The sequence below is a fragment of the Streptomyces sp. NPDC104307 genome, from assembly GCF_055584045.1.
The window spans coordinates 1,181,209-1,205,939 of sequence record NZ_JBVJMU010000001.1; the positions used below are offsets into that span (position 1 = coordinate 1,181,209).

Below are 24,731 nucleotides of genomic sequence, written 5' to 3' on the forward strand. Positions count from 1 at the left end.
CCCCACCTCCAGGCGGGGCAGACCCGGCCGGTGGGCGAGGCCGCACCCGCTCCGCCACCGCAGCAGCAGGGTGGTGCGGCTACGCGCCGCACACAGCGGAGAGGGCCCTGCGCACTCGGACGGGCTCGAACGTGGGTGATGCCATGGAGAGCACCACCAGAGCCGTCCGGCCGAGATGGTTCGCCAGTGCCAGCGCGGCGGCCTCGGGGTCGCGCGCCCTGACCGCTTCGGCGATCTTGTGGTGCTGCTCGCTCGTGCCCGCTTGCCACTCAAGGGGGTTCCAGGTGACGAAGGCCATGCGGTAGCGGGTCGCATGGTCGGACAGCAGGGCCAGTTCCCGTTCCAGGCGGGGGCCGGAAGGGTGAACCAGCGCACGGTGGAACGCCTCGTGCGGGCACTCCCACTGCTCGACGTCGCCGGTACGAGCCTTCTCGTCCATCTCGTCCAGTAGCTGGTCGATCCGGTGAAGGTGCTCCTCGGTCATGCGTGGCACGGCGATGCCGACGGCGAGCGCTTCGAGACTGATACGCATGGCGTACAGCTCGTCGAGGTCGTCATCGCTGAACGCCGCCACCCTGGCACGGTGCTGGGACTCCTGCTGGATGAAGCCCTCACGTTGCAGAATTCTGAGCGCTTCACGCAGGGGGCCACGGCTTACCCCGAGCTGTCGGGCGAGCTCGACCTGGGACAGCGGATCTCCGGCCCTCAGTTCGCCTCGCATGATCGCGCGCCGCACAGCGTGATGGGCTCTGCTCACCTCGTCGGGATGGGCTAGCTTGTCCGCCACCTCCACCGACCCTGCTGTCATCGTGTGCTGGCCTCTCCCACGTTTCGACGTCCGACCGGTCTCTCGACCGCGGACCGGTTGCGGTACCACCGTAGCCGACTGACTCCGCAGGACTGCCGACACTTTCGGATGGTGGCCTCACACCATCGATGCCGCATCACAGTTCCGCCAAGCCTCACATGCCGAGAAAGCGACCTCTTCACGCACTGGGACCTGCAAAATGTTGACACCCTGGCGTGGGCGTGCCCACCATCAGCTTCACGAGGTCGTACGCGGCGTCCGGGATCACCGCCCCGGGCGGGAACACGGCCGCCGCGCCCATGCCCAGGAGGGCGGGCACGTCCGAGGGTGGAATGACTTCGCCGTAGTGGACCCCCCGGCCTCCTCCCCCGCCCTGCGAAGGGCGCAGGGCTTCGCGGTGGCCTGCCATCGCCGGCTGAAGCGTCTCGGACGCAGGAGCCACGAGTGTGTGCAACCGACCGGTGCACGGAGTCGCGGCCCTGAACAGAATAGTAGAGACCACACCGAAACTGTCAACACTTTGCGCGTTCGGTCACCACCCGGCCCTACACCGGCGCGTCAATCATCCCCACGACCCGCGCGGGGGTGACGTGGGGAACGGCGGCCGCCCATCGCATACGCAAGCCCCTCCCCGCCCCCGCGAGCCCTCGTCGAGCGCGATCACTCGCAACTCGGACGAGGCGCGTAACCCTCAGCTCTCCACACAACACATTCCATTAATGTTGACATTTTTGGCTCAGGTGCGCCTATGGTGCTTCTGCCCGCCACCCATTCCGCAGAGCCGACCGCCCCGCCCGCGGCCCGTCAGCTCCGTCAGCGCAAGCGCCGGCCTGCATGCTCAGCCAGAATCGAGTGCACGCTCATGCCGATAGACATCGCCCCGCTCGAAGAGGGACAGCCCTTCCAGCCTGCCGGCCACCACGGCGTCGGCCCGGTCCAGCTGTTCGGCGGCCAGGACTACACCGGCGCCGTGACCGTCGCCCTGTCGCACTACTTGCCCGGCGGCCGGGCGGACCTCTCACCCGTCCCCGCCGAGACCCTCTACCTCGTACTGACCGGCACGTTGTCCCTGACGGACGGCGACGGTGTCGCGCACACACTGCGCCCCCTCGACGGCGCACGACTGCCGGCCGGCACGGTTCGCACAGTGGAGAACCACACCAACCTGCCCGCGAGCATGCTCGTCATCCGGCCGAACCCGGCCGCCCTGCCGGCGAGTGCGGCCGAGGTCCGGTCGTGAGCAGGGCGCTCGACGGACTGCTCGTCGTCGACCTCACCCGCGCCCTGGCCGGGCCGCACGCCTCGATGATGCTGGCCGACCTCGGCGCCCGCGTGATCAAGGTCGAGAGCCCCGCCGGGGACGACACCCGCTCCTGGGGACCACCGTTCGTCGGCGGGGACGACGGGATCCCCGTGTCGACGTATTTCCTGTCCTGCAACCGCAACAAGGAATCGATCACGCTCAATCTGAAGTGTGCCGAGGACGCGGAGGTACTGGACCGGCTCGTGGAGCGAGCCGACATCCTGATGGAGAACTACAAGCCAGGAGCATTGCGGCGGCTGGGATTCGGCACCGAGAGGCTGATGGAACTCAACCCGCGCCTGGTCGTGCTCTCGATCAGCGGGTTCGGGCACGACGGCCCCGAGGCCCATCGCGCCGGCTATGACCAGATCGCCCAGGGCGAAGCGGGGTTGATGTCGGTCACCGGACCGGACCCGGCCCACCCCCAGCGCGTCGGCGTGCCGATCGCCGACCTTCTCGCCGGGATGAACGGGGCGTTCGGCGTCCTCGCCGCACTGCGGGAACGTGATCGCACCGGACGGGGACAGATCGTCCGCACCTCCCTGCTCGCCTCCGTCGTGGCCGCTCACGCGTTCCAGGGCACCAGGTGGACCGTCGCGGGCGAGGTGGGCTCCGCACAGGGCAACCACCACCCCGCAATCGCCCCCTACGGACTGTTCCGTTGCGCGGGCGGCGGCAGCGTGCAGATCGCCTGCGGGAACGACGCCATGTGGGGCCGGCTCTGTGCGGCGTTCGGCCTGACGGCCGACGGCTCGCGGTACGCGACGAACACCGACCGCGTGACACATCGGGACGGACTGACCGCGCTGCTTGAGTCCGCGTTCAGCCGGTACGAGCCCGATGAACTGCTTCGACGACTCGCCGATGCCGGGGTGCCCGCCGGCCGGGTCCGGGGGCTGGACGAGGTCTACGAGTGGGAACAGACCCGCTCGCAGCGACTGCTCGTCGACATCGAGCACCGGAGCCTGGGGAAGATCTCTCTTCCCGGATCGGCCCTGCGCACCTTCGCCGTGGACCCGGCCGGCACCGAGACGGAGACCACCCGTGTCGACCACGTGCCACCGCCGCCCCTCGGCGCCGACGCCGAGGCCATCCGTGGCTGGCTGGACAGCTCTCCGTCACAGCCGTAGGACGCACTTCCCCATCGCACACCGGCGCATACAAGTGTGCACAGTCTCACCATCCAGTCATGGGATGGGTAGACACGAATCGCACCACGTTCCAGCAAATGACGACGTAAATGGCCCACATGGTGAGCACCGCATGAAGGCTGCCGGGCAAAGTGTTGACATTTTGATGGCAGGAACTAGTGTTCAGGACATGCCTCACGCGGGTTTCGGTTCGCGAGGCACCAACGAGGCCGGACCGCCGGCCCCGCCGAGCCGAACGTTGAAGCAGCCGGGTGCACGGCTCGACGCCGACAGCCTCACCAAAGAGGTTCTCCACCCGCCTCGCGTTCGCAGTTCCCCCGATATCAGCACCATCCCGCGCTACCTGGCGGTACCCGAGCGAGCACGCCCACCTCGACCGAGGCGGACGCTCGGCACCTGCCGGACGAGGAGAAATGAAGTGAGAGGTATCGAGCCGGTGACGGCAGCCGCCCAGCTGCGGCGGGCCTTCGGGTGCTTTCCGTCAGGAGTCGCAGCGGTGTGCGCGCGCTACGGCGGCGAGCCCGTGGGGCTGGCGGCGAGCTCGTTCACGTCGGTGTCCATGGAGCCCCCGCTGGTATCCATGTGCATTCAGCACACCTCGACCACTTGGCCGAAGCTGCGGGAGCAGCCGCGACTGGGCCTGAGCGTCCTGGCCGAGGGCCAGGACGAGATCTGCGCGCGACTGGCGAGCAAGTCGGACGACCGCTTCGCCGGCACGGACTGGTTCGCCTCCGACGACGGCAGCATCTTCCTGGACGGTGCGACGCTGTGGCTGGACTGCACGATCCGCGAGGAGGTCCCCTGCGGTGACCACGACATCGTGCTGATGGAGATCCACGGTCTCAGCGCGACTCCCGACACCTCGCCGCTGGTGTTTCACGGCAGTAGATTCCGGCGCCTGGCCAGCGTCTGACGATCGGCCCGCCGACCCGATCCCGCCCTGTCCCGACCCACGAAGGCAGAGAACCATGCTGCGCACAGGAAGATTCGCAGGACCCGTCGTCGGACTGCGGTTCGAGACCCCTACCCACTCGGGCTTCACGGACGATGACGGCACATTCGGGTTCCGGGACGGCGAGGTCGTCGTTTTCTCGGTCGGGGCGGTTCCGGTCGGTGCGGCACGCGGAGCGGAGCGGATCACCCTCGCCGACATCGTCGCGCGGGTCGACGGCAACATCGACAAGCTGTCCGATCCGGGGCTGACGAACATCGCCCGCTTCCTGCTCACACTCAATCGCAACGACAGCCCGGACGAAGGAATTCACCTCGCCCCGGAAGCACACGACCTCGTGGGCGGACGGGCCGTCGACTTCCGCTACGGACTCACGTCGCTCCCGGGCGGACCGGTCGATCCCGTCCAGGCGTTCACCGACGATCCGACCGTCGCGAAACTGATCGACGACCTCAATCAGACGGAGATCCGCGCCGGCGCCGAACCTCGTCGGCTCGCTTCGGCGTCGGCGGCACGCAACGAGGTGCGGCGCAACGTCCTCGGAATCCGCCGCTTCCGCGATGTCAGGATCCCGTTGCGCAACGGCTCCTTCGTGTACGCGGACATCTATCGTCCGGACACCTCGGAGCCGGTCCCTGTCGTCATGAACTGCGGCGTCTACGGCAGGGCTTTCGTCCATCATTCCCTCGCGAACGACGCGGACGCCGAGCGCCACGAGGCGATGGAAGAGCGCTACTTCCGTGGAAATCCGGACGGGTACGAGTACGAGAACCACGAGAGCGTCAATACCGAGGCGTGGATCCCGCGAGGTTACGCGCTCGTTCGCGTGGACAGTCCTGGCGCCGGCAAGAGCCCGGGAACGCTTGGCATCTGGGGAATCGACGAGGCGGAGGCGTACTACGACGCCATCGAGTGGGCCGCGGCACAACCCTGGTCGAACGGCAACGTCGGCCTGTGGGGCATGTCGTACTACGCGGTGAGTCAGCACGCGGTGGCCAGCCTCAATCCACCGCACCTGAGGGCCATGATCGCGATCGGCACGGACACAGACCTCTACGAGGAGGTCATGTACACCGGGGGAATCCTCAACGAGGAGTTCTTCCCCGGATGGTTCGAGCACGGCATCGTTCCGGCGATCTGCGGCGAGGTCGACGCCAAGGACTTCCTGGGGATCGCCAGGGCCAACCCCTTCAGGGACTCGGACCCGGCAGCGATCTTCGGGCCCCGGTCCGAGGTGCTGATGAGCCCCGCTCCGGGCGAGGTGACCGTGCCTCTGTGGACGGTCGCCGCGACCACGCATCCCGGCAACTTCCACCAGCTCGGCAGCAGCGAGACCTACCTGAACACCGTCACGCCGAACAAGAAGATCGACTTCTGGGAGGACTGGTTCCTGAAGTCCTACTCGACCGCAGCGGTCGAGGACCACGCGGCCTTCTTCGACCACTGGCTCAAGGGCATCGACAACGGGATCATGGACAAGCCCCCGGTCCGCCTGGAGATCCGAACGGGACGGGGTGCCTCCTACCTCCAGGAGGAGCACGAGTGGCCGGTGGCGCGCACGCAGTACGTGCGCTGGTACCTCGACGCCTCTCCGTCCGGTCCGGACCTCGATCTGCCCTGCGACAACGTCCTGCGGCTGGTACGGGCCATGCCGGCGGACGACCGGTCCGTGACCTACTCCGCCGAAGTGGATCCGACCGTACCCCGCTTCCCGCCGGCGACCGGTGAAGGCGCGGTGATGACCGCGCCGTGCAGCCCGGGTGCGACGTTCGTCAGCGAGCCGCTGGAGGAGGACACGGTGCTCGCCGGTTACAGCACGGCGGTGCTGTGGGTGGCCGGCACGAGCGAGGACATGGACATCTACGTGTCCGTGCGCGTGCTCGATGCCGACAACCGCGAGGTCGACTTCTGTGGACCTGCTCTGATTCCCGGCATCTCCACCCGGTTCTATCCGCTGGCCAAGGGATGGCTCAAGGCCTCGCACCGCACGTTGGACACCGAGCGGTCGACGGACTTCCGGCCGAAGCACACGCACCTGCGGAACGACTACGCCCCGCTTGAGGACGGCGAGATCGTGCCGGTGGAGATAGAGATCATTCCGAATACCGGTCTGGTGCGGAAGGGGCATCGCATCCGTATCGATGTCCAGCCGTACACAGGCGTCGGGCATGGAATGCGCCACGCCTACGACCCGGCCTATCACGACGGTGCGCACAACACGATCCACACGGGCCCGAGCCATCCGAGCTATGTGCAACTTCCTGTTCTGCCCGCGAAGAATTCCTGAGCCGGTTCAGGTCCTCGCGGGAATGGCCCGAGGTATTCGTCTTCAGTGAGAGGAAAACATGAACATCGATGAACTGAGCGCCCGTGCCCACATCCACGACGCTCTGCTCCGGTACTGCCGGGGCCTCGACAGGGTGGACATGGACCTCGTGCGCAGCGTCTTCCACGAGGATGCCTGGGTCCAGTTCCCCGAGAGCCTGCACATCGGTCCCGTGTCCGGGTTCATCGAATTCCTGAGCGGTGAGATGCCGCGCTTCGTACGGACCATGCACATGCTCGGAAACAGTCTGGTCGAATTCGACGGCCCCGACACCGCCCACGTCGAGACATATCTCCAGGCCGACCATCAGGGCTCGGAGAGCCACCAGTGGAAGGGTGAGTGCGTCAAGCTCTGGGCCCGTTATCTCGACCGTTTCGAGCGGCGTGACGGCGTGTGGCTGATCGCCCGCCGCCGGCTTCTCGTCGACTGGATGTACAAGTACCCCGCGGACGGCTGGTTCGACGACCACCCCGACGCCTCCGCGGGCCGACGGGACGGCTCCGATCCGGCCCTGCGACAGGTCGCCGGATTCGGCGGAGTGCCGTCCGCGGGCGACACCTGGCCCTCCTGATCCGCCCTGACGCCCCTCCCTGACACCCCTCTCCCGAGACCGGTCCGCTGCCGCCCGAACGGCGAGCCGGCGCACACGGACGCGCACCACTGGAAGATCGCGAGGACCGAGACCATGGGCAGCAACTCGAAAGCACACCCTTCACAGGCTGAAGAAATGGTCGGACGCATCACCGAGCTGCGGCCCTGGCTTCGCGACCAGCAGCCCGTGGCGGAGCGAGAGCGCCGCATCCCGCAGGAGAACATCGAGCGCCTGGACGCGGCCGGCGTCTTCAGCCTGACCACACCGAAGCGCCACGGTGGCGCGGACTTCACCACGCGCGAACTGCACGACATCTACCGCGCCCTCGGCGCGGGATGCGGAGCGACCTCGTGGGTCGTGTGGGCGGCCGCAGGGGGAAACCTGTGGAGCTTCTCCTTCGCGGACGACGTCGTCGCACCGGTGTACGAATCTCCCTGGGCCGGGAACCGCACGTTCGCGGTGGGGGGATCGAGCCGCCGGATGTCGGGAACCGCGCGGCGCGTGGATGGCGGCTGGATGGTCGAGGGGAAGTGGCCGTTCGCGACCGGGAGCGTCCACGCGTCCCACGGATATCTCGCTGTGTACTGCGACCCCACCGACGACACGAAGGTCGGCATGGTCCTCGTTCCGAAGGGCGAGCTCGTCGCCATGGACGACTGGGAAGCCATGGGTCTCGCCGCCACAGGCAGCCAGACCGTGGCGACCGACGGCGAGCTCTTCGTACCCGACGAGCGGTTCAGCACTCCCGCCCTGCTCGCCTCGCGGATCGACGAACTCACCGCGCGGGGACTCGGGCCCCGGCGAGGCGGGCTCGCCCGTTCACTCGTGACGGGCACGGGTACCGCGCTGGGCATGGCCGACCATGCGATGGAGGTCTTCCTCGGGACGCTCGGGAAGCGCACCATCCCCTACTCGCCGTACGGGAACCAGACCGATGCCCCCATCACCCATCTCACCGTCGGCCGGGCGCACAGCCAGATCCGGGCCGCGGGTCTGGTGGCCGATGCCGCGATCGCCGCTCTGGACGAGTGTGAACGTCAGGGAGTGGATCCCACCGACCGTCAGGTCCTCCAGTTCCACACCGACGTCGCCTATGTCTGGGACGCGTGCAGCTCGGCCGTCGAGACGCTCTTCCACTCCTCCGGGGCGTCCGCGATCGCGAAGCGACAGCCGTTGCAGCTGATCGCCAGGAACTGCCGCGCCGGCAGCCTGCACGCGGCCCACACCATCGACACGTGGCTGGAGAACCTCGGACGGGCACTGTGCGGGGCCGGCTCCGCACCGACGTTCACGACCGTGCTCGAACGCCGCTCGTAGGGAACCGGAACCGGAAGGCGTTGAGAATGCGCACACACGATGACGCTCCCGAGCGCAGTGGTGCCGTACCTGGCTCCGAGCCCCGCCGATCGGCGGCAGAGCGCGAAACGGTCCTGCCCTCGGGCGTCGGAGCTCACCGCACCCGGTCCAGTACCACCCCGACATCACCGGAGCGCTCGCACGTGAACCTTCCCCACCCACCGCCCACCATGGAGCCGACCGATCCCCTGTTCGCGCCTGCCGCGAACAGCGACACGGTGGAGGAACCGGGGGCATGACCACCTCATCGAAGAAGCCCGAACCGGCCGCACACCTTCGGCGGGCGGTGGACTGCGTCATCATCGGTGGTGGTCCCGTCGGTCTGCTGACCGCGGTCCTGCTTGGCCAGGCCGGTCTGCGGGTGTCCGTCGTGGAGCGTTGGGCCGCGCGGTATCCGCTGCCCCGAGCGTGCACCATCGATCACGAAGCCCTCAGGATTCTCCAGGCCGCGGGGCTCATGCGCGACCACGCAGACCTCTTCGAACCTTCCCGGGGCGAGCGCGGCGGGTACGAGTTCCGCAACGGTGAGGGCGAGCTGCTGCAGGCCATCGACTGGAACAGGCCCGCCGAGTCGGGCTGGGCGAACACCAACGGGTTCTACCAGCCCGACCTCGAAGCGGCATTGGAGAACCTGGCCGCCGCGACGCCGGGGGTGACCGTTCACCGTGGCTGGACCTTCCTGTCCCTGGCGCACGCACACGGGCACGAGGGGGTATCGGTCCGGGTATCCCGCACGGAGCAGCCGGACGAGGTCAGGCACCTTCGGGCGCGATGGCTCATCGGCGCCGACGGTGCCAACAGCGCGGTGCGAGCGGAGCTCGGCATCGAGGTCGGAGATTCGGGATTTCAGGCCGATTGGCTGGTGGTGGACTACCGGCCGAGGGTGGAGGAGAGCTGGAGCGCCTTCGTCACCCAGTACTGCGACCCGGCGCAGCCCGCCACCGCGGTCAACAGTGGGCCCGGACGGCGGCGTTTCGAGTTCATGCGCCGCGCGGACATGGCCATCGACGCGCTGAACCGGGCCGACACGGCCTGGCGGCTCATGGAGCCCTGGGGGGTGACCCCGGAGACGGCCAGGCTGGAACGCCATGCCGTCTACACGTTCCGTGGGCGTTGGGCGCGTGCCTGGCGCAAGGGAAACGTATTTCTCGCCGGTGACGCGGCCCATCTCATGCCACCGTTCCTCGGTCAGGGGCTCTGCGCGGGTCTGCGTGACGCGCGGGCCCTCAGCTGGCGTCTGGCGATGACGCACCAGGGCCTGGCGACTCCGGCCGTGCTCGACACGTACGGTCCGGAACGCGGCGGCCACGTCCGGGAGATCATCGACGAGGCGGTGGCCGCCGGACGCGTCATCTGCGAGCTCGACCCCGTCAGGGCGGCTGCCCGCGACGCCGAGATGAGGAAGCGGTCACGCGATCCGCTTGCCGATACGCACCAGCCTCCGCACCCCCGCCTGGGCGAGCCGTCGTTGACGATGACACGCACCGGTTCGGAAGGCCGGCTGGCACCGCAGGGACGGGTCCGGGCCGGCGAGCGGGAAGGGCTGTTCGACGATGTGGTCGGCAAGGGCTGGCAGCTGATCAGTCGTGCCGGGAATCCCGCGGAGTGCCTGGGCGGGGCGGACCTGTCCTGGTTCCGGCAGATCGGCGGCGTGGTCGCCGGCCTGTCGGGGCGGGGTTCCATCGAGGATCTCGACGGCGCCTACGAGCGGTGGTTCGAGGAGCACGCGTGCGAAGCGCTGCTCGCGCGGCCGGACTTCTACGTGTTCGCGGCCGGAGAGCACGCGGACATCGCTGATTTCGTCTCCCAACTACGCCGGACGCTTCAGCCACCTCGGCCTCTGCCCGCGCCGGTCGGGCGAAGCCGCACATAAATCTGTGACCGGCGACCGACAGATCCTGAGCAACCGATGGAACCGATGAAGAAGGGCATGACGACATGGCGGGGACGCGACATTCACATCACCACGGTGAGCTTCCCGAGGCCCATCGGCCGCGACCGGACGGCTCGTTCGACGCGACCGCGGTCACCTTCGCGGCGATGGGCCTGTTCGACAGCCTGACCGGCGAGCAACGCACCAGGGTGCTGCTGCCCGCCACGGATCCGAGCCGGACGCACTGGAACTTCCTTCCCGAGTCCGGCCGTCACGGCCTCGCTCTGGGAGAGCTCGACCGCCACCAGGAGGTACTCGCGCACCGCCTCATCGCCGAGTCGATGTCGGTTCCGGCGTATGCGCGCGTGATCCAGGTGATGGCGAACGAGCATGTGCTGCGCGAGATCAATCTGCCCGTGTTCGGACACATCGCCGCCACGCTCCGCGACGCCCGCGGCTACTACCTCACCTTCTTCGGCCAACCGCAGCCGGACACCACCTGGGGTTGGCGCCTGGTCGGGCACCACCTGTCGGTCAATCTCACGGTCGTTGACGGCGACCTGGTCAACGCCACCCCGTTCCTGATCGGCGCAGAGCCGGCCCGGCTCGGCCCGTTCCGGATCCTCGGAGAGGAGGAGGACGCCGCCTTCGTCCTGCTGGACGGGCTCACCGACTCGCAGCGGGACGAAGCGATCATCCACTCCAAGCCGCCGGCGGACTTCGTCACCCGCACCGTGGAGTCCATCGGCGAAGTCGAATACCCCGCGTACCACGGGGTCGGCCGTCGCGACGCGATGATCACCGATGTCGACCGCAAGGCTCTCGCCTACTTCCGTGCGCATCCTCGCGGTGTCCGCGTCGCCGACCTCTCGACAGCCCAACGCGCCCACTTCGACGAGCTGCTCGCCCTGTTCGTCGAGCGCGCCCGCCCCGGCCTGGTCGGCTTCGAGATGGATCGCATCGCTGCCGCCGGCGGCGTCGGGGAACTGCGCTTCGCCTGGGCCGGCGGCACGGCCATCGAACATCCGCACTACTTCCGCATTCAGGGTCCCGTCACTCTGGTCGAATTCGACAACGCCGAGGACAACGCCAACCACGTGCACAGCGTCTGGCGCGACCCGTCCAACGACTTCGGCGCGGACCTGCTCATGCAGCACCACCTCGCACATGACCACACGGGCTTGCCCGAGGGCACCGTCGACCGGTGAACCCGCAGTTGAGCGGCGCCCGGTCAGGGAGTCGACCGGGCGCCGGTCAGCGAGGGGGTCGGTAACAGACGGTTCCCAGGCCGAACGCACATAGCTGAGGATCAGAAAGGGATACAGATGAGAATCATAGGCGTCAAGCGACTCCACGACAGCCGCGGCGTGGAGGTCGCAGCGCTGATCGAGGATCAGAAGCAAGTCACGGTCATCGCCTCGCTCCCGGACTTCTGGGCCGATCCGGCAGGGCATCTCGCGCAACCTCCCGCCGGGCCGACTCTTGCCCTCAGCGCTGTCGAACCGGTCCCCCCAGTACTGCCAGACGCTCGTGTCTTCTGTATCGGACTCAACTACTCGGAGCACGCTGCGGAGGGCAGCTTCCGGGACCAGGAACTGCCCCCCTATCCGACCCTCTTCGCGCGATGGACGCAGTCCCTCACGGTGGACGGCGCCGAGGTCCCCGTGCCCTCCAACGAGGAGGGGCTCGACTGGGAGGGCGAGGTCGCCGCCTGGGTCGGTTCCCCCCTCGTCGACGCATCCCCCGAGGAAGCCGTGCGAGCGGTCGTCGGATACTCCACGTTCAACGATCTGACCGCTCGCAAGGCGCAGAAGCTGACCTCCCAGTGGTCCCTGGGGAAGAACGGAGACCGGTCCGGACCGATCGGCCCGTTGGTTCCGGCCGCGGAGGTCGGTGACCTGAAGGACGGTTTGCGGCTGCGGACGCGGGTCAACGGCGAGACCGTCCAGGACGCCGGCACCGATCAGATGATCTACGGGGTCGGGGAAACGCTGTCGCTGATCTCGCACACACTGTCCCTGCGCCCCGGAGACCTCCTCGCGACCGGCACCCCGTCGGGGGTGGGCTACGCCCGCAGGCCTCCGCAGTTGCTGCAGCCGGGGGACACGGTCGAAGTCGAGGTCGAGGGACTGGGCGTACTGCGCAACATCGTGGTCAGTAACCACTGCCGTTCGGCCGGCCCTGCGCCGCTGTGAGAGCGAGATGACCGACCACGCGTTCTCGCTCGTCAACGCCTCCCGGCGCACGGGCCGGGGCCCATCGTGCCGGCAGGCGATCGCGACCCCTCGGCCTGCCGTGGCCGCTGTGCTTCTATAAGAGCAGCGTGGTTGGCGGAACGGCTCGAAGGGGGCGGGGGTGCTGAATGCTTGACGACGCCTCCCTTTCCGCGGCGAAGGCGGCGGGCGCCTCGGTTGCCGAAGCGACCACCACCGAGCAGTGGCTGTTCGTACGCAGCTGGGCGGCGCGGTTTCTCGGCAGGGGTGATCTCCGGGCCGAACTGGAGCATCTGAAGCGCCTGGACCTGAGCGCGGCCGCCGTACGGCAGGCCTACGACCCCGAACTGCGCGTCAGGATGGAGGCCGCCCTGCAGACGCGGTTCGAGCTGCTGCTGGAGGAGACCTCAGGTGCCGAACGCGTCGAACACGCCATGCAGTTGCTCCACCTCGCGCAGCTGAGCCGGAACACGTACGCCACGGTGTCGGGCACCCCGGCCACTGGTGCGGTCTCGCCCGGCCTCGACGCCGGCACCGGAGCGCCCGCGTCCCTGGTGGGGCGGATCCCGGCGGAGGCCACGCCGTTCCGGCGGCGGGCCGAGGCCGCCCTGCTCGACGGCCCGTCGTCGATCCAGGTACTCGCCGGCCCCGCCGGGACGGGCAAGACACAGCTGGCCGCCCACATCGCCCGGCGCGCGCTGCGGGACGGTTCGGCCGACATGGTGGTGTGGGTGAACGCCGCGAGCGTCGACATGCTCATCTGCGGCTACGCCGATGCCGCGGCGGCCACCACCGAGCACGACCACGAGCAGCCGGAGCGCTCCGCGGAGGCGTTCCGGTCCTGGTTGAGCTGGACCGACCGGCGCTGGCTCGTGGTGCTCGACGGGGTGCCGGACACCACCGACCTGCACGGCATGTGGCCGCCGGCCAGGCCCAACGGCCGGGTCCTGGTCACCGCCCGCCGCGCCACCTCCCTGCCGGGCGGCAGCGGACACGTCGAGCTCGGGTCCTACCTCCCCGAGGAGGCCGCCGACCAGCTGATGCGCGAACTCCTCGGCCACGGCCGCCAGGACGACCCCCTCCACATCGCGGCCCTCGCCGCCGACCTACGGCAGGACCCCTCGGCGCTGTCAACGGCCGCCGCCTGCATGGCACATGACGGCCTGACCTGTGCCGCCTACCGAGACCGGCTCACCCGGCTGGCCGGACCCGGCGGCGCCGGGCCCACCCGTGACGCGGTCACCGCCGGCTGGTGGGTGGCGGTGGAGGCGGCGGACCGGCAGTGCGCGGGGCTGGCCCGTCACCTGCTGGAGCTGGCCTCCGTACTCGATCCGCGCGGGGTGCCGATCGCGGTGCTCACCAGTCCTCCCGCGCTGTACTACCTCGCGCTCCGGGGCGGACAGCAGGCGGCACAGACGCCCCCGTCCGTCCAGGCCGGGGAGGTGCTGGACACCCTCGACGTCCTGCGCCGGCTGCGCCTGGTGGAGCTGGAGAGCGACATGGCGCATCCGTCCGTGCGGCTGAGCACCCTGGTGCAGACGGCCGTGCGCAGAGCGGTGCCCGTCGCGAGCCGGGACGCCCTGGCCCTGAGCGCCGCCGAGGCGCTGCGAGCGGTGTGGCGCTCGGCGTCGGACCGGCCCCAGTCCGCCCTCTGCCGGGCGCTGCGGGCGGGGGCGGACCTGTTGACCGGGCACGCCGGGGAAGCCCTGTGGCGGTCGCACTGCCATCCGCTGCTCTTCCAGGTGGGACGCAACCTCATAGACGCCGGGCTGATCCGGGCGGCCCGGACCCGCTGGGACTGGCTGTACGCCCGGCTGGACCAGCGCTTCGGACCCGACCACCCGGACACCCTCGCCGCGCGCGGATACCGGGCGCGGGTGCGCGGCGCCTCGCAGGACGCGGCCGGTGCCGTCGCCGCCTACCGAGACCTCCTCGGCGACCTGGAACGGGTCCTCGGTCCGGACAGCCCGGATGTGTTCACCGTCCGGGACAACCTCGCGCGCTGGCAGGGCATCGCGGGCGATCCGGGCAGAGCCGCGACGGCGTACACCGAACTGCTGGCCGACCGGCTGCCCGTCCTCGGTCCCACGCACCCCGACACGCTCCTCACCCGCCACAACATCGCGCTCTGGCGGGGCCAGGCAGGGGACGCTGCGGGAGCGGCGGTGGCGTACGCGGAACTCCTCGACGACATGGTGCGGGCCTTCGAGGCGAACCACCCGTCCGTACTGGAGATCCGCGACCAGCTGACCGAGTGGCGGAACAGGGCAGCCGACATGGCTGCGGCCGCCCGTGTCCCGGCCACCACGGGACCACGCCCCGACCAGCTCGAACCGGCTCCCTGGGCGCCTCCGGCGCACCACGGCAGTACCCGGTGGACGGATCGCACCGCGCTCTCCGCGGAGCAGTTGCTGCTGGAGCCCCGGCCGCTCGCCCGGCTGCGCCGTCTGCTGCCCCGGCGCGGTGGACCGGCCGCCGAGGGGCCCCGGGCCGTCGCGGAATCCGGCTCCCCGCTCTCCGGCAGCCACCGCGTCTCGGTGATCAGTCTGAAGGGCGGTACGGGCAAGACCACCACGGCGGCGGCGCTCGGCGCGACGCTGGCCGGTCAGCGCGACGATCCGGTGATCGCCGTCGACGCCTCGCCCGAGGGCGGCACGCTCGGCCGCCGGGTGCGCCGGGAGAACGACTTCACGGTGCTGGATCTGCTCGCCGCCCTGCCCGACGCGGACGGCCACGACGCCATCCGCAGGTTCACCGCGACCGGCCCGAACGGGCTGGAGATCCTCGCCCACGACGTCACGCCCGCGCTCTCCACACCGTTCGGTGCCCAGCAGTACCACCGGGTCGTCGATGCGCTGAGCCGTGCCTACCCCCTCATCGTCACCGACTCCGGCACCGGGCTGATGCAGGAGGCCATGCGTGGAGTGCTGGCGCTCACGGACCAGTTGGTGGTGGTCGCCACGGCGAGCGTGGACGGCGCCGCCGTCGCCGACGTCACCCTGGACTGGCTCTCCCGGCACGGTCACGCAGAGCTGGCACGGCGCGCCCTCGTGGTCCTCTCCGCGGTGCACCCCGGCTCCACCCTGGTCAGGACCGACCGCATCATCGAGCACTTCGCCGGCCGCTGCCGGGGCGTCGTCACCGTCCCCTTCGACGAGCACCTCGCCACCGGAGCCGACATCGACCTGGCCCAGCTGCGGACGGACACCCGCCGCGCCTACGCCGAACTGGCCGCACTCGTCTCGGAAACCCTCCCACGCGCGCCGGTGGACCGGACCGGGGAGCGGCCCCTTGAGCAGTCCGGGGAACAGGCCGGTCATCGGGACGGGCCTGCCGTACCGCCCGCACCGGCACCTCCGCCCGCGCCGGCCGCCCCCTCCGCACCCACGCCGGCCCGGCCGCCGCGGCGGGCGCGGCTGACCCTGGCCGACGACGTCGTACGCATCGGGACGCCGGCCACCGTCGAGTTCACGCTGGCCGTCACCGACCCCCGGCACGCGGAGCTCGACAGGACGGCGCCGGTGTCCGTGCTCGTGGTCGCCACGTCACACTCCTCCGCGACGCTGGAACCGTCCTCGGTGTCCTGTGCGACGGACGACGAGCAGCCCGCGCGGTTCACGTTCACGGCCTGGGAACCGGGCGATCACCGGCTGCGCTTCCGGGTGTACGACCCCGAGTGCGGCAAGGTGTTGCAGGTGATCGAGGCGACGCTCCCGGTGGCGGTACCGGAACCGCTCGGGAGGTCCTGAACGATGGCGCGCGAACTGCGTTCCGAGGTCCTCCACAACCCTTCGGACGACCTCACCCAGTGGCCCGGGGACCATGGGCAGCGCCCGCTCGACCTCTCCGTCGTGCTGTCCGTGGGGGCCGACGACCGGGTCGAGGTGATCGCGCTCCCGCACGGCAAGCGTGCCCCGCGCACCCGCGTCCACCGGGCCGGTCTCCAGGCCTCCGGCACCGCGATCCGCGATCAGGCCGACCGGCTGCGGGGCCGGTGGCAGGCGTTCGTCCGCCACCAGCCGCTGGACGCCGACGGAATGCCGTCCGGTCCGCCGTTCCCCTTCGCCGCCGGCCACGACCTCAGGTCCTGCCGGAGCACGGTCGTCCCGGTGATCGAGGAACTGGCCGATGCCGGGGCCTACACGCTCAACCGGATCCTCGCGGGAACGGACAGCGATCTGGTGAGGTTCCGTGAGTTCCTGCTCGGGGAGCTGAGCCAGGAGGGCCTGCGCATCAGCTTCGACTCCGACCTCTCCGTGCCCTGGCCGATGCTCGCGGTGCGGGCCGGTGAGACGGGGACGCCCGCGTTCCTGGGCCACCGGCACGAGATCGAGCAGACCGGCGCCTCGTACGCCCCCTTCCACCCTCCGGCCGTCCGGCCCCTCCCGGTCACCAGCCTCAACGCCGACCTGGCGCTCAACGGCGTGGGGCGCTCGGAGGATGTGGCGGGACTGCTCGGTGCGCGCTCCGAGCTGACGGTACGCACCCACGCGGACGAGCTCCTCAAGTCGCTCTCGGGCGCCGAGTTCGACGAGGACCTGATGTACTTCTGGTGCCACGGCGCCTTCGAGGAGTACGGCGCCCACCGCACGGTGGGGATCAGGCTCTCGGACAACAAGGTCATCGACGCGGACCTGGTCCACCAGCACCGCGAGGAGTTCCGCACCTCGCGGGATTCGGTCTTCCGCCCGTTCGTGGTGCTCAACGCCTGCCACGCCGGGGTGCCGACGGCGACGGCCGAACTGGAATACCTCGGCAGGGCCTTCGTCGAGCACGGCGCGGCCGGGGTGCTGGGTCCGCAGATCGAGATTCCCCAGATCTTCGCCTCGGAGTACGCGCACGCCTTCCTCGACCGGTATCTGAGCGGAACGCAGACCGCGGGTGAGATCTGCCGCGCCCTGGTCCGCCACTTCCTCGACGAGCTGCACAACCCGCTCGCCCTCGCCTACCTGCTGTACTGCGGCATTGACAGCCTCCTGGAGATCCGACCGTGCACCTCATCACCGTTGACCTCGACGAACGGGGACGGCTCAGCGCGCCCGGCGGTCGTCATGCCGTCCCAGGTAACCGGATCGCCGAGCACCTCGCCGAGCACGTCCGCACCCCGGACCGGGTGACGGATCTCTACGTCTACGTGCATGGCTGGCAGACCGCACCGGCCGTCGCGCAGCGGCGCGCGACGGCCCTGCTCACCCGGGCCCGGGAGCTGGCCGCCGCACACCCGGACCGCTATCCGCAGCTGGCCCGGGGATACCGGCCCGGGGTCGTGGTCGTGCGCTGGCCGTCGTCCAGCCTGCCCTCGCTCGGCGGCTACCGCAGGATCCGCGACCGGGCCCATGCGATGAGCGCACCCGGTCAGGGCCATGCGCCCCATGTGCTCGCCCACCTTCTCGGCTACCTCGACGCCCAGCGCCCCGACCCGGCCTCCGCCCCGGTCCTGACCAACCGCAACGGCCAGTACCTGCACCTCGTGGGCCACTCGTTCGGCGGCCGGTTCCTGTGCGAGGCCGTGCAGTGGGCGGCGGCACCGGAAGCGCCGCGGGTGCTGGGGTGGAGCACGCCCACGTCACCGGGGCGCCCCTTCACCGTGGACAGCATGGTCGTCTTCCAGATGGCGGCGCCCCGGGACGCGTTCGACCGTCTCTTCCCCGCCCTGTTCCCGTCCGGTGCGAAGGTCCACGCCCCGCTGCGCGGACCGCTGGTGCTGACCCACTCCCGCTGGGACCGGGCCACCGGCTTCTGGCATCTGCGCGCGGAGGGCTCCGCGGGCATCGGGCACTCGGGAGCCGGTACCGCGCCGGTCCCCCAGTTCCACACCCGGCTGCTGCCGGTGCACGAGCCGTACGGGCTCTCGGCGCTGGATCACCGGCTGGTCAACGTGGACGCCAGCGGCCGCTTCCGCGGCTCCGCCCGCACCCGACTGGCCCCGGCCGGAGCGCACTCCGACTTCGACCATCCCGAGTCGGCGCATCTGCTGCTGAGCGTGGCGGCGCTGTCGCGATGACCTCACATGGGGCCGCGCTCACGCCGTCAGCCACCCCCGCAGCGCCGCCTGTACCCCGGCCTGGAAGCGGGTCTCCGCGTTCAGGGCCTGCATCAGCCGGGTGATGCGGCGGCGGACCGTGTGTACGTGGATGTCGAGGCGCCGGGCCATCGCCTCGTCCTTCAGGCCGGAGGCGAGCATGGTCAGCAGTTCCCGGTCCTCGTCCGTGATCCGGTCGTGCGTGACGGACCCGATGGGGACGGACCGCTCCCAGACCGACTCGAACAGCGGGACCAGCGCGTTGCTCAGCAGCGCGTCGCTGACCACCAGGGCCGAGGCCGTCGGGTCCGCCGCGTCGGTCGGCGGCAGCAGTGTCACCCGCCGGTCCACCGTGATCAGTTTCGTCGGCAGATCCGTGCCCACCCGTATCCGCACGCCCTGCACGGCCAGTTCGCCCAGGCCCCGGGCGCGCCCCTGGAAGCTGAGCCCCTCGCGGTCCACGGCGACGCGCACCCGCACCCCGCGCCGGACCGGTTCGGCCACGTCCAGGGGCGCGGGCATCCCGTCCGGCCGGCTGGCCGCGTAGGGCGGCCGGTCCAGGAGTGCGACCTCCTCGGTGGCCGAGACCAGCAGCGAGGCCACCCGGGCGCCGATCGCGGCCGCGCCCCGGATCGTCTCGATGCCGGTGGAGCGGGGGGTGTTCACGGAGCTCAGGAGCTGGGCCGCGATCCGGTCGACGGAGCCGGTGAGCTCCTCCAACTCTGCTGACTTGTGCAGGAGTTCAGCCTGCCGCAGGTGGATCAGATTGCGCAGGGCGGTGGACGGGGCCACCGCGAGGGGCAGTCCGGCCGTGCCTCTGGCCGGGTGGGTGAAGCTGTGCTCCGCCAGCCGGTCGAGCGCGTTGGTGACCCGGCGGGCGCTCAGTCCCAGGGACTGGGCGAGGGCTGTGCGGGAGGCGTGTCCGGGGGCGTCGAGCAGCGCTTCGTACACCCGGAGTTCGTCCGTTCCGAGTCCGAGCGCCTGCCATTGCGTGTCCCACCCAGTCAGCCCCACTGGCTGAATTCTCGCCTGTCAATGCAGGCCACACAAGTGTGGACGTCCACAAGTGCGCACCCGGAACGCATTGTTCACACCACTGTCCCGGTACTTGCATGTCCCTATCCGTTATCCGTTCATGCAGTGATGGCACCGGAGGGGCACCGTGCGGAGTTCAGCACGCAAGAGATCAGCCAGACCAGGACAGGGATCCGGCAGCATGCTCGTCGGTCAGGGCATAGCCGCGGTGCTGGCCGCCGCAGGCCTGCTGGTGACGGCGATACCGGCCGCCCACGCGGACACCGCCACCGCGTCCACCGCGTCCGAGGTGACGCCGGGCGCCGAGACCGAGACTCCGTCGCTCGTCACCGGACTGAACGAGGAAGTGGCCGCCACCGGCACCGCGGCCGACGCCGCCCGTGGCCACCTCAAGGCCAGGAAGAGCCGCTACCACATCGCGGACACCTCGGCGAAGGACCTGGTCTCGGCCGGGACCACGACCGACAAGGGCGGCAAGGAGACGGTCCGCCTCCAGCAGAAGTACCAGGGCGTCCAGGTCCTGGGCGGCCAGTACCTGGTCCGGATGGCCAAGAAGGACGGCAAGCGCACCGTCACCGGCACGTCCGGCAACTACTTCACCAAGCTCAAGCTGTCCACGGTGACGCCGAAGATCTCCGAGAAGACCGCGATCGAGCGTGCGATCGGTGCCGTCTCCACCCAGCTGGGCGGCGGGCTGCTCCACGCCCCGGCCAAGGAGCAGAAGCTCACCGGCACGGCCGAGGGCGTCACGATCCTCCCGCAGGGCGCCGGCGTCCTCACCCGGCAGATCACCGTCACCGGCATCAGCCCGGTCGACGGGCAGCCGGTGAAGCAGCAGGTGTACATCGACGCGCACTCCGGCTTCCCGGTGATGCAGTACAGCGACATCAAGACGTTCGGCGCGACGGACACCGCCACCCCTGCCGCCGCCGGCCCGACGGGCACGACCCCCGAGGCCTCCCCCGCCTCAGCCGACGAGCTCGTCGTCAAGGGCACCGGCGCCCGCTACAACGGTGAGAAGACGGAGGTGAACCTGTACAGGAACATCAAGGGCGTCTACGAGATGATCGACTACAGCAAGCGGGCCGCCGACTCGCCGTACCAGGGCCCCATGCTGCAGACGTACGACGCCCGTGGCCACGAGGTCGCGTCCGCCTCCGGTCCCGACCACTGGCCCAGCGGCATCAAGACGTTCCAGTCGACGACGCCCGAGCTCGGTGCGGACTTCACCGACTCCGGTGCGATCGACGCCCACTGGGCGGCCGGCAAGGTCTACGACTACTACAAGAACCACTTCGACCGGAACAGCCTCGACGGCAAGGACGGGGCCATCTACTCCCTGGTCGGAGTGGTGCAGAACGGCCAGCCGTACGACAACGCCTTCTGGGACGGCGCCAAGATGGTGTACGGCAAGGGCGGCGGTGACTACCGCACCTTCTCCGCGGACACCGATGTCGTCGGCCACGAGATGACGCACGGCGTCGTCGAGCACACCGCGAACCTGGTCTACGCGGGCCAGTCCGGCGCCATGAACGAGGCGCTCGCGGACTACTTCGGCAACGCCATCGACCTGGAGGCGAACAACGTCTCCATGGACGACCCGGATGCCGGTCTCCTCGGTGAGGACCTCTGCACCACGCTGGGCCCGCGCGAGTGCGCCCTGCGCGACCTCAACGACGGTGCCACCACGTCGAAGAACTTCATCGGCGCCACCTACGGCGGTGACAACGGCGGGGTGCACCTCAACTCCACGATCTTCTCCGGCGCCCTGTGGGACATGCGCGAGGACCTCGGCAGCGACCTCGCCGACAAGATCGTCTACCGTGCGCTGTCCGCGTACATGACGCCGCTGGACGGCTTCACCGAGGGCCGCGCCGCGGTCATCGCCGCCGCGCAGGAGCTGGGCGCCACGAAGGCCCAGCTGAACACCGTGAAGCGGTCGTTCGACGCGCACGGCATCGTCCCGGGCTGGGAGAAGGCCCTCGGCGTCGACACCGACACGATCCTGAACAAGGTCAACGTGGCCGGTACCGGCGTGGGCGCGGGCGGCGGCAAGTACGCCGTCTCCAACTCCAACGAGGACGGCAGCGAGCCGTACTCGGTGTGGCTGGGCAACACGTCCGGCAAGGGTCAGCCGCAGCTGATGAGCGCCAACAACGGCGACTTCAACGTCTACGCGAACACCGACGGCAAGACGGTGGTGTGGGCCGACTACAGCAGCACGGGCATCAAGATCATGGCGCGCCCCGTCAAGGGCGGCCCCGCCAAGGTGATCGACAGCATCGGCAGTAACGTCAGCGGCCTCGTCGTGGACGGCGACTACGTCGCGTACACCGCCCTCAATCCGCAGTACGGGGTCACGAACGTCCGGTACGTCAACATGAAGACCGGCGAGGTCGGCCTGGTCGACGACGGCCGGCCGAGCAACGTCTCGGGTCTGCCGTCCGTCAAGGACGGCAAGATCGCGTACGCCAAGGTGGCCCCTGACGCGAACGGCGACGGCAAGGTCGGCGTCGAGGTCTTCGACGGAGCGACCGGCGCCAAGACGGCGATGCCCGTCGCCGACAGCGCATGGGGCATCGGCCAGACCGCGATCACCGACGACGGTGTCTTCTGGATCGAGGACGATGACGTCACCGACACCGGCCAGGCCGCCGTGCGCCGCGCGAACATCGACGGCTCGAACCCGGTCACCGTCACCCCGGAGGCGGGCGAAGGCTCCCTCTACGCCTACTCCCTGACGGCCTCGGACGACGCGGTCTCCATCACGTCGACCCCGCCGGCCACCTGGTGGGCCAACGACACGATGGCGAAGCTCTACCAGGTCGCGCCCGACGGCAAGGGCGGCCCGCAGCGGATGTCCTGCAACCGTGGCGAGCAGGCGTTCGGCGTGGCCGACGAGGGCCGGCGCGTGCTGTGGCTGGACGGCACCACCGGATACACGAACCTCGTGAAGCGCGACCGCCCGGCGGGCCGCTGCTGACCGGGAACTGACACCGAGGGCAGAGGCGGCCGGGCTTTGGGGAGCCCGGCCGCCTCTGCCCGTGTCCCCGCGCGTAAGCCGTTCGGAGCAGCCCTGCTGGCAGCGGACCGGCGCAACGGCAACGCTGGCGGGCAGGGCAGCCGACGGGTGCCTCAGTCCGCCGCGAGGGAGCGCACCATGTCCGGGAACCCGCAGTCCAAACCGGCCCAGTCCTCGATCAGCCGGGCCAACGAGGATGTTCTGCGCCGGTTCCCGTTCGACGACACCCAGGACATGGACGACGCCCGGCGCGGGTTCATGGGAACGGCACAGAGCGGCGAGATCGCCGGGGCCGACGGCGCGGCCGTCTGGGATCTCGACGCCTACGGCTTCCTGGCCCAGGACTGCCCGCCCACGGCCAATCCGAGCCTGTGGCGGCAGAGCCGTCTGGTCTCCGAGCACGGGCTGTTCGAGGTCGTGGAGGGCGTCTACCAGATCCGCGGGTTCGATCTGTCGAACATGACGGTGGTGGAGGGCGAGCACGGCGTCCTGGTGATCGACCCGCTGATCTCGTCCGAGACCGCCGCCGCGGCCCTCGCGCTCTACCGCAGCCACCGCGGCGACCGCCCGGTCACCGCGGTGCTGTACACGCACAGTCATGTCGACCACTTCGGTGGCGTGAAGGGCGTGACCACCGAGGAGGAGGTCGCCGGAGGCGTGCCGGTGATCGCACCGGAGGGCTTCCTGGAGCACGCGGTGAGCGAGAACGTGTACGCGGGCACGGCGATGGCACGCCGCGCCGCCTATATGTACGGGGCCGCCCTGCCCAACGGCCCGCAGGGGCAGATCGGCGCGGGTCTGGGGCAGACGACCTCGACGGGATCGGTCGGTCTGATCCCGCCGACGCTCGACATCACCCGTACCGGGCAGACGGAGACCGTCGACGGCATCCGCATGGTCTTCCAGCTCACCCCCGGTACCGAGGCCCCGTCCGAGCTGAACATCCACTTCCCCGACCACGCGGCGCTGTGCCTCGCCGAGAACGCGACCCACAACCTGCACAACCTGCTGACCCTCCGGGGCGCGGAAGTCCGTGACCCGCGGGTCTGGGCCCAGTATCTGACCGAGGCGATCACCCTGTTCGGGGACTCCACCGACGTCGCCTTCGCCTCCCACCACTGGCCCGTGTGGGGGCGGGAGAAGGCCCGGCGATTCCTCTCCGAACAGCGCGACCTGTACGCCTATCTGCACGACCAGACGCTTCGGATGATCAACCAGGGAATGACGCCGCTGGAGATCGCCGAGACCATCGAAATGCCTCCGGCGCTGGAGCGGGCCTGGCACACCCACGGCTACTACGGCTCCGTCAGCCACAACACCAAGGCCGTCTACCAGCGGTACATGGGCTGGTTCGACGGAAACCCGGCCCACCTGTGGGAACACCCGCCCGTCGAGGCGTCGAAGCGGTATGTCGACTTCATGGGCGGCGCGGACGAGGTGGTGCGCCGGGCACGCGAGGCCTTCGACGCGGGCGACTTCCGCTGGGTCGCGCAGGTCGTGAACCACGTCGTCTTCGCGGACCCGACCCATGCGGAGGCCCTCGCTCTGCAGGCGGACGCGCTGGAGCAACTGGGGTACGGCAGTGAGAACGGCACCTGGCGCAACTTCTTCCTGACGGGCGCGCTGGAGCTGCGGCGGGGCCCGGTCGGGTCGCCGACCGTCACCGCGTCCCCGGACTTCCTCAGGGTCCTCTCGCTGGACCAGCTCTTCGACGCGCTGTCCATCCGGGTCGACGGTCCTCGCAGCTGGGACGCGGACATCACCGTGCGCTGGAACGTGGCGGGCGGGGAGCCCGTGACGCTGCGGCTGCACAACGGTGTGCTCACCCACGTCACCGGCACCGGCCCCGCGGCCCATGCACCGGACGTGGAGGTGGCTCTGGACGAGGCCGCTCTGCGCGACGTCCTGCTGGGCAGCCTCCCCCCGTCGGAACTCCCGGGACGGGCCACCATCACCGGTGACGCGGCGAGGATCACCGAACTCCTCGGCCATCTCGGTTCCCCGGACCCGGACTTCACCATCGTCACTCCCTGAGCACCGCCCGTTGCGGACCGTGGGTGGACCGAGCCCCCGAGGGG

The 24,731-nt window shown here is 70.0% G+C and carries 16 protein-coding genes; 14 read left to right on the forward strand and 2 right to left on the reverse strand.

What is annotated here, in order from left to right; all coding sequences use genetic code 11:
• Positions 1-79: 79 nt before the first annotated feature.
• Positions 80-808 carry a GntR family transcriptional regulator gene (locus ACZ601_RS04835; protein WP_469532962.1) on the reverse strand — a complete coding sequence of 243 codons (729 nt, stop codon included), beginning with the start codon at positions 806-808 and terminating at the stop codon, positions 80-82.
• An 862-nt stretch (positions 809-1,670) separates the two neighbouring features.
• On the opposite strand from ACZ601_RS04835, the gene ACZ601_RS04840 reads away from it, so the two are divergent.
• The 12 genes from ACZ601_RS04840 to ACZ601_RS04895 all read left to right on the forward strand — a co-directional run bounded on the left by ACZ601_RS04840 (position 1,671) and on the right by ACZ601_RS04895 (position 18,578).
• Positions 1,671-2,048: a cupin domain-containing protein gene (locus tag ACZ601_RS04840; protein ID WP_469532965.1), complete on the forward strand. Its 378-nt coding sequence runs from the start codon at positions 1,671-1,673 to the stop codon at positions 2,046-2,048.
• On the forward strand, positions 2,045-3,241 hold the full coding sequence (locus tag ACZ601_RS04845) for a CaiB/BaiF CoA transferase family protein (protein ID WP_469532968.1): 1,197 nt from the start codon (positions 2,045-2,047) through the stop codon (positions 3,239-3,241). Before ACZ601_RS04840 ends, ACZ601_RS04845 begins: the two co-directional genes overlap by 4 nt.
• Before the next feature lie 439 nt (positions 3,242-3,680).
• A complete protein-coding gene (locus ACZ601_RS04850) occupies positions 3,681-4,175 on the forward strand; it encodes a flavin reductase family protein (protein WP_469532970.1) in 495 nt (164 codons plus the stop codon).
• Between the two features lie 55 nt (positions 4,176-4,230).
• Positions 4,231-6,501: a CocE/NonD family hydrolase gene (locus ACZ601_RS04855; RefSeq protein WP_469532973.1), complete on the forward strand. Its 2,271-nt coding sequence runs from the start codon at positions 4,231-4,233 to the stop codon at positions 6,499-6,501.
• Positions 6,502-6,559: 58 nt separating this feature from the next.
• The gene (locus ACZ601_RS04860; RefSeq protein ID WP_469532976.1) at positions 6,560-7,111 is read left to right on the forward strand and encodes a nuclear transport factor 2 family protein; all 552 of its coding nucleotides are present in this window, start codon (positions 6,560-6,562) and stop codon (positions 7,109-7,111) included.
• 156 nt (positions 7,112-7,267) lie between these two features.
• Entirely contained in the window at positions 7,268-8,449 is a 1,182-nt protein-coding gene (locus ACZ601_RS04865; protein WP_469532979.1) for an acyl-CoA dehydrogenase family protein, read from the forward strand.
• Positions 8,450-8,723: 274 nt separating this feature from the next.
• Positions 8,724-10,361: a bifunctional 3-(3-hydroxy-phenyl)propionate/3-hydroxycinnamic acid hydroxylase MhpA gene (gene mhpA, locus ACZ601_RS04870; RefSeq protein WP_469532982.1), complete on the forward strand. Its 1,638-nt coding sequence runs from the start codon at positions 8,724-8,726 to the stop codon at positions 10,359-10,361.
• 65 nt (positions 10,362-10,426) lie between these two features.
• Positions 10,427-11,569: a DUF3500 domain-containing protein gene (locus ACZ601_RS04875; RefSeq protein ID WP_469532985.1), complete on the forward strand. Its 1,143-nt coding sequence runs from the start codon at positions 10,427-10,429 to the stop codon at positions 11,567-11,569.
• A gap of 117 nt (positions 11,570-11,686) precedes the next feature.
• Complete coding sequence (locus ACZ601_RS04880; RefSeq protein ID WP_469532987.1) at positions 11,687-12,556, forward strand: fumarylacetoacetate hydrolase family protein; 870 nt, start codon at positions 11,687-11,689, stop codon at positions 12,554-12,556.
• Positions 12,557-12,723: 167 nt separating this feature from the next.
• Complete coding sequence (locus tag ACZ601_RS04885) at positions 12,724-16,323, forward strand: nucleotide-binding protein (RefSeq protein WP_469532990.1); 3,600 nt, start codon at positions 12,724-12,726, stop codon at positions 16,321-16,323.
• Positions 16,324-16,326: 3 nt separating this feature from the next.
• Entirely contained in the window at positions 16,327-17,691 is a 1,365-nt protein-coding gene (locus ACZ601_RS04890) for a CHAT domain-containing protein (RefSeq protein ID WP_469532992.1), read from the forward strand.
• Positions 17,688-18,578: a hypothetical protein gene (locus ACZ601_RS04895; RefSeq protein ID WP_469532995.1), complete on the forward strand. Its 891-nt coding sequence runs from the start codon at positions 17,688-17,690 to the stop codon at positions 18,576-18,578. The genes ACZ601_RS04890 and ACZ601_RS04895 overlap by 4 nt, the downstream gene beginning before the upstream one ends.
• An 18-nt stretch (positions 18,579-18,596) precedes the next feature.
• Here the strand turns inward: ACZ601_RS04895 and ACZ601_RS04900 are convergent, their stop codons facing one another.
• A complete protein-coding gene (locus tag ACZ601_RS04900; RefSeq protein ID WP_469532998.1) occupies positions 18,597-19,610 on the reverse strand; it encodes a LuxR family transcriptional regulator in 1,014 nt (337 codons plus the stop codon).
• Positions 19,611-19,812: 202 nt separating this feature from the next.
• Between ACZ601_RS04900 and ACZ601_RS04905 the strand changes: the two genes are divergently transcribed.
• Positions 19,813-22,614, forward strand: coding sequence for a M4 family metallopeptidase (locus ACZ601_RS04905; RefSeq protein ID WP_469533000.1), 2,802 nt, complete (start codon positions 19,813-19,815; stop codon positions 22,612-22,614).
• Between the two features lie 177 nt (positions 22,615-22,791).
• The gene (locus ACZ601_RS04910; protein WP_469533003.1) at positions 22,792-24,687 is read left to right on the forward strand and encodes an alkyl/aryl-sulfatase; all 1,896 of its coding nucleotides are present in this window, start codon (positions 22,792-22,794) and stop codon (positions 24,685-24,687) included.
• Positions 24,688-24,731 lie beyond the last annotated feature (44 nt).

What these genes read in the sequence shown, in the direction of transcription:
- ACZ601_RS04835 (WP_469532962.1), bottom strand. Translation starts at nt 808, where the DNA reads ATGACAGCAGGGTCGGTGGAGGTGGCGGACAAGCTAGCCCATCCCGAC.
- ACZ601_RS04840 (WP_469532965.1), top strand. Translation starts at nt 1,671, where the DNA reads ATGCCGATAGACATCGCCCCGCTCGAAGAGGGACAGCCCTTCCAGCCT.
- ACZ601_RS04855 (WP_469532973.1), top strand. Translation starts at nt 4,231, where the DNA reads ATGCTGCGCACAGGAAGATTCGCAGGACCCGTCGTCGGACTGCGGTTC.
- ACZ601_RS04860 (WP_469532976.1), top strand. Translation starts at nt 6,560, where the DNA reads ATGAACATCGATGAACTGAGCGCCCGTGCCCACATCCACGACGCTCTG.
- ACZ601_RS04865 (WP_469532979.1), top strand. Translation starts at nt 7,268, where the DNA reads ATGGTCGGACGCATCACCGAGCTGCGGCCCTGGCTTCGCGACCAGCAG.
- mhpA (WP_469532982.1), top strand. Translation starts at nt 8,724, where the DNA reads ATGACCACCTCATCGAAGAAGCCCGAACCGGCCGCACACCTTCGGCGG.
- ACZ601_RS04875 (WP_469532985.1), top strand. Translation starts at nt 10,427, where the DNA reads ATGGCGGGGACGCGACATTCACATCACCACGGTGAGCTTCCCGAGGCC.
- ACZ601_RS04880 (WP_469532987.1), top strand. Translation starts at nt 11,687, where the DNA reads ATGAGAATCATAGGCGTCAAGCGACTCCACGACAGCCGCGGCGTGGAG.
- ACZ601_RS04885 (WP_469532990.1), top strand. Translation starts at nt 12,724, where the DNA reads ATGCTTGACGACGCCTCCCTTTCCGCGGCGAAGGCGGCGGGCGCCTCG.
- ACZ601_RS04890 (WP_469532992.1), top strand. Translation starts at nt 16,327, where the DNA reads ATGGCGCGCGAACTGCGTTCCGAGGTCCTCCACAACCCTTCGGACGAC.
- ACZ601_RS04905 (WP_469533000.1), top strand. Translation starts at nt 19,813, where the DNA reads ATGCTCGTCGGTCAGGGCATAGCCGCGGTGCTGGCCGCCGCAGGCCTG.
- ACZ601_RS04910 (WP_469533003.1), top strand. Translation starts at nt 22,792, where the DNA reads ATGTCCGGGAACCCGCAGTCCAAACCGGCCCAGTCCTCGATCAGCCGG.